This is a genomic window from Oscillospiraceae bacterium, from assembly GCA_035353335.1.
Taxonomy (GTDB): domain Bacteria; phylum Bacillota; class Clostridia; order Oscillospirales; family JAKOTC01; genus DAOPZJ01.
Map to the genome: position 1 here is coordinate 32,365 of DAOPZJ010000023.1, position 6,859 is coordinate 39,223.

Genomic DNA, 6,859 nt, shown 5'->3' on the forward strand with positions numbered 1-6,859 from the left:
TTATCCCAAATTCTCAAACAGATAGAGTCCCTCTTTGCCGGGGGCGACGATGTCTAATCTGCCGTCGCCGTTTGTGTCGGCGATCCACATGTAAATACCCGCGCCCGACGCCTCGCCCGCGTCGCCGAAGTCGATGACATGGCGGACGAAGGTCGATTTGACGATCTTGTAATAATATAACCCGACCGGGTCGTTGTCGCCGAAGTCATGACCGCAGTGGGCGCGGTAGCGTTTGCCGGTGACCAGTTCCAACTCACCGTCATTGTCGAGATCAACCAGCCACAGGTCGTGGTACTGAGCAGCTGCGCCGTCGATGACGTGCTTTTCGAAGCTGCCGTCGGCTTTCTGCTCCAGCCAGAACAGGCCGTAGCCGTGCCCGTTGCCGTAGATGATGTCGCAGATGCCGTCTCCGTTGACATCATAGGCCAAAATCGGCACGCCGGCCGCACAGCCGCAGTCCCAGGCGGGGATGAATTCCCATGGCTCGTACGGCGTGGTCTTTTGTTTTAAATAGCCGTTACTGAGTAAAATTTCGAGTTTGCCGTCGCCGTCGATGTCGCCGACGCCCATGCCGTGGCCCGAGGGTTCGCTTCCGATGATATATTGGACGAGCTGATGGTTTTCGAGTTTATAAAAACACTGCGGCATGCCCGGGGTGTTCGGAACGACTTCGACCGTGCCGCAGTCATCGATGTCATAAAAGCGGGTGGTCTCGATGCTGCCGTATTCGTCGAGCTCGTGTACCGGCCATGGATTTATGCCGTTGTTTTCGCGCCAGCGGATGCGCTTACCCCACCAGCCGCCGGTGATGACGTCGGGTTTACCGTCGCCGTTGACGTCGAGCGGATAATCGGAGAAATCGTCGAAGTATTCATCCGCGGGCATCACGTCACACATAAAGAATTTTTGCGTGAAATCGGGGCCTTTGTACCAATAGCCGCCGCAGACGATGTCGGGAATGCCGTCGCCGTCGGCGTCGAATACCGAAGCCGCTTCAAAAGTCCCTTTGTCGATCAAGCGCTTTTTGAATTTTAACAAGATGATACCACCTTTCATGAGAAAGTTCGAAAATTTGTTTTCGAACTCCGCTTCTTCACATCGATTTCATTATACTCACAGGCGCTGCGATAGAAATGGACAAAAACACAATGCGGATAGAGAAAAACACGGTATTATGCCGCTGTTGATTTGCGCATGCCTGTATGATATATTGATTTTATAGGCGGGAGGTGACTGTTGCGGGGAATCTTTTAAGCATCGGGCGCATGGATGTGCCGACCTATCTGTTCGGCGCGCACAAGCATGATTTTTGGGAAGTGGCCTATTATTGCGACGGCGTCGGAACCAACACCATCGGAGGTGTCGAATGGGCGTTTTCGCCGGGTACGGTCATCTGTCAGCCGCCGGAAATCAACCACGAAGAGCGCGCGGAACAGGGATATAAAAATTATTTTGTCTCGGTGAAAAGCATCGGTGCGCTGTCCGACCGGACCGTGCCGGTGGTATTCTGTGACACGGCGAGCGGCGACTTTTTCAATATTATCCGGCAGCTCTATTATGAATGCCGGATTAATGGGCATGAGCAGATCGCCGCAGCGCTGACCGAGGCGTTTGTCGCCTACATCACGGTGCTTGGGCGCGGGCTTGCCAAGAAAAACCCCTATGTCGAGCAGTTTGAGCACACGCTGGCGGCGAATCTCTCCAATCCCGAATTCAACCTGACCGAGGCCGCGAAAAAACTGCCGTTTTCACTGAACCACTTTCGGGGTTTGTTCGAGCGGCAGACCGGATTGTCGCCCAAGCGGTTTCTGCTGCGCATGCGCATTGAGCAGGCCAAATCGCTGCTCGGCGGCAACTCTCTGCCGGTCGGCGACATCGGGCGTATGTGCGGCTTTTCCGACCCGTATTATTTTTCGCGGATATTTAAAGCCGAAACCGGACTTCCGCCCTCCGAATTTCGATTAAATCGCTAAAAAGGGGTTGCGTTTTCCGAATTCCGGTGATATACTATGTCAAATTAAATATTGTAAAGGCATTGACGGGGAAGAGTAGGCGTTTTTGTTTTGGCACAGAGAGAAGGCGGTTGGTGCGAGCCCTTCGCAAAACGAACGCAGAAAGTAGCCCCCGAGCCGTGAACCGAACGAAAAATCAATTGCGATTGATTTTACAAGTAGGCCTCAACGGATGTTCCAAACGTTAAATTGGAAACGATATCGGATAAAAAACTTTATCCCGTATCGGCAGAGCGCGGAAAGTTTTCTTTCCGAAATCAGGTGGTACCACGAACTTATCAATGTTCGCCCTGAGGCAATTTGCCTCGGGGTGTTTTTATTTTGTTTGGAGGGTTTGATGATGGAGAAGAATTACGACTTTACAATTATGGAAAAGCAGATGCAGGACTTTTGGGCGAAAGAACAGATTTACCGCTTTGACCCGAGAAGCAAAGGTGCGCTCTATTCCATCGACACGCCGCCGCCCACGGTCAGCGGGAGTTTGCACATCGGGCATATCTTTTCGTATACGCAGGCCGAGATGATCGCGCGGTTCCGGCGGATGCAGGGCTACAACGTCTTTTACCCGTTCGGATTCGACGATAACGGCCTGCCGACCGAGCGGCTCGTCGAACGCGATGAGGGGATTGTCGCCAAGGATTTGCCGCGCAGCGAGTTCATTGAAAAATGCCATGTTACGACCGAGAAATACGAAAGGGAGTTCCGCGAACTGTGGCAGTCGCTGGGGTTTTCGGCGGACTGGAACCTGCAATATACGACCATCAGCCCCGAGGTGCGCAAAATCTCGCAGGCGCTGTTTTTGGAACTGGTCAGCATGGGCAAGGCGTACTGCAAAGAGTCGCCGGTGCTTTGGTGCACCGAGTGCAAGACCTCAATCGCGCAGGCCGAACTCGATACCAAAGACATCGATTCGAGTTTCAATTATCTGCCGTTTATCTGCGGCGGCGAAGTGATCGAAGTGGCGACGACCCGCCCGGAAATGCTTTACGGCTGCGTCTGCCTGTTCGTGAACCCGGAGGATAGCCGTTATGCCCGCTTTGTCGGCAAGAACGTCAAAGTGCCGTTGTATGAGTACGAGATTCCGGTGATGACCGATGAAAAAGTCGGCATTGACAAGGGTACGGGCGCGGTGATGTGCGCGACGTTCGGGGACAGCACCGACGCGGAATGGGCGCGGCAATACAATCTCCCTTACCGCAAAGTGATTGCGCCGGACGGATTGATCGATGCAAGCGTGCCGTTCATCGGCGGGCTGAAGATCAAGGCCGCCCGAAAAGAGGTCATCCGGCTGCTCGGCGAAAAAGGGTTATTGCTCAAATCCGAGGAACTCACCCACACGGTCGCCGTTCACGAGCGCTGCGGCACCGAGACCGAAATTTTGCCGTCGCGGCAGTGGTATATCGACGTGCTGTCGGAAAAGGAGCGGTTTTTAAAAGCCGCCGATGAATTGAACTGGTACCCCGCGTCAATGAAGGGGCGCTATGTCGACTGGGTGTCGAATTTAAAATGGGACTGGTGCATCTCGCGGCAGCGCTATTTCGGTATTCCGTTTCCGGTCTGGTACTGCAAGAAATGCGGCAAGCCGGCGTTCGCAACGCCTGATCAGCTGCCTGTCAACCCGCTCGAGACGCCCTATCAAGGCAAATGCGGCTGCGGGTGTGAAGAATTCGTCCCCGAGAGCGCGGTGCTGGATACCTGGGCGACCTCGTCGGTGACGCCGCAGATCAACGAACGCAACGGCATACCTCTTATCCCGATGTCGATGCGGGCGCAGGCGCACGAGATCATCCGCACCTGGACGTTTTACACCATCGTCCGTTCGCTCTATCACACGGGCAAACTGCCTTGGAAAGACGTGATGATCAGCGGATTTGTGCTGGCGAAAAAGGGCGAGAAGTTCAGCAAATCCAAGGCAAACAGCGAATTCGCGCCAGCCAACCTGATTGCGCAGCACTCGGCGGACGCCATGCGGTATTGGGCGGCAAGCGCGAAGCTCGGCACCGACACATTTTTTTCACAGGATGATTTAGCGGAGGCCAAACGGTTCTTAACGAAACTCTGGAACGCGTCGAAATTCGCTATTTCGCACTTACAGGATATCGACCTCACAAAAACCCCGGAGCTGTTGCCGGTCGATAGGTGGATACTGGCGCGTGTCAACGTGACGGTGGAAAAAGCGCGGCAATCTCTGTTTGAATATGAGATCGGTTCGGCTCGGCATGAGATCGACGACCTGTTTTGGAAGGACTTTTGCGACAACTACATCGAAATCGCCAAAGACCGTCTCTATCAGCCCGACCTCCACGGCTGCGATGCGCGCGCAAGCGGGCAGTTTACGCTTTATCACACCCTTTTTTCGATTTTGAAGCTCTATGCGCCGTATATCCCGCACATGACCGAGGTGATTTATCAGGACTTTTTCAGGCGGTATGAGGGCGAAAAGTCGATTCATCTGCTGAAGTGGGAACAGTCCGGAAAAGCCGATGAGACGGTTTTGGCGTTCGGCGAATATCTGAAAAAATCCGTCGCAGAGGTGCGCAAATATAAGTCCGAGCACAATCTCTCGATGCGCACGGAGATTGACGAGATGGCGGTCAGCGCGCCCGAAGCGCTGCTGCCGATGTTCAGGGAGAGCGAAAAGGACTTGCGGTCCTGTTCGAGGGCGGGAAGGATTGTGTATCGGGCGGAATAAACAGAGCGAAGATTTTCGGTAAAAATCCTTGACAGGCAGGAATATGCATGTTATAATGAACCGCTGTTATGACTTTCAGTCAGCGACTACAGCGTCAAACAAAGAGGTGAGACGACATGAAGGAAAAGATTCATCCGAAATACGAAAAGACAACGATCAGATGCGCCTGCGGCGAAGTCATCGAAGTGGGCTCCACCAAGAAGGATATGCGTCTTGATATTTGCTCGAAGTGCCATCCGTTCTATACGGGCAAACAGAAGCTGGTCGACAGCGGCGGACGCGTCGATAAGTTCAACAAGAGATTCAATCTCGAACAGAAGTAATCCATTTAAGCAAAACTTCGCGGTGCTTCGGCGCCGCTTCTGCGGTGCTGTCGCATAAGAGCGCGGTACCGCTTTTTGCTTTATTCGCGCAAGTTTGCGGGTGTGTATGAACAGCTATCTGACCCTGAAAACCGAAGCTGAGGCCGTGTTCGTCGAACAGCGGTCGAAATTCATCGCCGCCGCGCGTCCGGCCGAAACCGCCGGCGAAGCGGAGGCCTTTATTTCGCGCGTCAAACAGCGGCACAAAGACGCCACGCACAACGTCTGGGCTTATTTTATCGACGACGGGAACATGCGCGCGAGCGACGACGGGGAACCGTCGGGGACCGCGGGAACGCCTGTGCTGCAGGTGTTGAAAGCAGGGCGGATTTTCAAAAGCGCCATCGTAGTGACGCGCTATTTCGGAGGAATTCTGCTCGGCGCGGGCGGGCTTGTCAGAACGTACGGCGCGGCCGCGAAACTGGGCACGGAAGCCGCCGGAATCGTGTCGATGACGCTGTGCGCGCGGTTTACGGTCACGGTGGAATACCCTGACGGGGACCGCATCAAAAACGCGCTTCAAAACGGCGGCGCGGTCATCACCGGGACGCAGTATTCTGACAAAGTCGCGTTTGAATATTATCTGCCTGCCGAAAAGGCGGCCGCAATGGCCGGAATACTCGCCGAACTGACTTCGGGGCGCGCTCTCTTGACGCCGTTGGGGACGGAATTTCTTGACATTCCTTGAAAATTTTGTTCATCCGGTGTAAAATACGGGTATACTATACCCAACAAATTTTTGCGGGGAATTTCAATGTATCATATCGTCAAGCGGATTTTGGACTTTCTTGCGGCGCTGATCGCGATTTTGCTGATCTGGCCGTTTTTCTTATTGATCATGGCATTCGTCGCGCTGGATTCGAAAGGCCCTGTATTCTTTGTGCAAAAGCGCGTGAAAAAAGCCAAAAAGCTTTTCAATATCTATAAATTCCGAACCATGCGCATTGACACCCCAAAGAACGTTGCGACCGATCTGCTCGGAGACCCGCAGGTTTATATCACCGGGGTCGGGCGGTTTTTGCGCAAATACAGTTTGGACGAGCTGCCGCAGCTGTTCAATATCCTGCGGGGAGATATGTCGGTGGTCGGGCCGAGGCCGGCGTTATTCAACCAATACGATCTGATCGAGGAGCGCGACAGGGTCGGCGCGAATTCGGTGCGGCCGGGGCTGACCGGCTGGGCGCAGATCAACGGGCGCGACGAATTGACCGATCATCAAAAAGCGGAATATGACGGTGAATATGTGAAAAAGCTGTCCTTCGGGTTTGATTTGAAGTGCTGCCTGCTGTCGGTCAAACGCGTCTTCATGCACGAAGGCGTAAAGCTGTAAGCGTTTTTTGCTTTTAAAATATTGACATCCGAAAATCGGTATGTTATGATGTTAGGGCTGTTCGGAGAGATGTCCGAGTGGTTTAAGGAGCCGGTCTTGAAAACCGGTGACTCGTAAGAGCCGTGAGTTCGAATCTCACTCTCTCCGCCAAAAAGTCGGACTTCGGATTTCCGAATTCGGCGTCCGCATACGGGACTCCCGTACAGATAAGCAACGAAAAAGCGCAATCAGACAATTGAAACCGAAGACCTTTGGCCGTGGAGAAGTACTCAAGTTGGCCGAAGAGGCGCCCCTGCTAAGGGCGTAGGACGGGAAACCGTCGCGAGAGTTCGAATCTCTCCTTCTCCGCCAAAAGCGAAAAGCACCCGAAGGGGTGTTTTTTGTTTTTGGGGGGAATGGGGGGTGAGAACTCTCGCAGCAAGAACGGGGCGGAGATGAAAAATAAGTCACAGTATTGCAACAA

At 53.7% G+C, this 6,859-nt stretch carries 6 protein-coding genes, 2 tRNA genes and 1 other annotated feature; of the genes, 7 read left to right on the forward strand and 1 reads right to left on the reverse strand.

Annotated features, from left to right (window positions below; translation table 11 throughout):
* Positions 1-1,038: a VCBS repeat-containing protein gene (locus tag PKH29_06495; protein ID HNX14487.1), complete on the reverse strand. Its 1,038-nt coding sequence runs from the start codon at positions 1,036-1,038 to the stop codon at positions 1-3.
* Between the two features lie 191 nt (positions 1,039-1,229).
* Between PKH29_06495 and PKH29_06500 the strand changes: the two genes are divergently transcribed.
* The 7 genes from PKH29_06500 to PKH29_06530 all read left to right on the forward strand — a co-directional run bounded on the left by PKH29_06500 (position 1,230) and on the right by PKH29_06530 (position 6,747).
* Positions 1,230-1,973, forward strand: a complete 744-nt coding sequence (locus PKH29_06500; GenBank protein ID HNX14488.1) for an AraC family transcriptional regulator — start codon at positions 1,230-1,232, stop codon at positions 1,971-1,973.
* Between the two features lie 53 nt (positions 1,974-2,026).
* Positions 2,027-2,308: a binding site (T-box leader), on the forward strand.
* 41 nt (positions 2,309-2,349) lie between these two features.
* Positions 2,350-4,704, forward strand: coding sequence for a valine--tRNA ligase (locus PKH29_06505; protein HNX14489.1), 2,355 nt, complete (start codon positions 2,350-2,352; stop codon positions 4,702-4,704).
* 116 nt (positions 4,705-4,820) lie between these two features.
* A complete protein-coding gene (rpmE, locus tag PKH29_06510; GenBank protein ID HNX14490.1) occupies positions 4,821-5,027 on the forward strand; it encodes a 50S ribosomal protein L31 in 207 nt (68 codons plus the stop codon).
* 106 nt (positions 5,028-5,133) lie between these two features.
* The gene (locus PKH29_06515; GenBank protein HNX14491.1) at positions 5,134-5,754 is read left to right on the forward strand and encodes a YigZ family protein; all 621 of its coding nucleotides are present in this window, start codon (positions 5,134-5,136) and stop codon (positions 5,752-5,754) included.
* Between the two features lie 66 nt (positions 5,755-5,820).
* Positions 5,821-6,396: a sugar transferase gene (locus PKH29_06520; protein ID HNX14492.1), complete on the forward strand. Its 576-nt coding sequence runs from the start codon at positions 5,821-5,823 to the stop codon at positions 6,394-6,396.
* Between the two features lie 63 nt (positions 6,397-6,459).
* Positions 6,460-6,546: transfer RNA gene (locus tag PKH29_06525), tRNA-Ser, on the forward strand.
* Between the two features lie 109 nt (positions 6,547-6,655).
* A tRNA-Ser gene (locus PKH29_06530) sits at positions 6,656-6,747 on the forward strand.
* Positions 6,748-6,859 lie beyond the last annotated feature (112 nt).

What these genes read in the sequence shown, in the direction of transcription:
- PKH29_06505 (HNX14489.1), top strand. Translation starts at nt 2,350, where the DNA reads ATGATGGAGAAGAATTACGACTTTACAATTATGGAAAAGCAGATGCAG.
- rpmE (HNX14490.1), top strand. Translation starts at nt 4,821, where the DNA reads ATGAAGGAAAAGATTCATCCGAAATACGAAAAGACAACGATCAGATGC.
- PKH29_06515 (HNX14491.1), top strand. Translation starts at nt 5,134, where the DNA reads ATGAACAGCTATCTGACCCTGAAAACCGAAGCTGAGGCCGTGTTCGTC.
- PKH29_06520 (HNX14492.1), top strand. Translation starts at nt 5,821, where the DNA reads ATGTATCATATCGTCAAGCGGATTTTGGACTTTCTTGCGGCGCTGATC.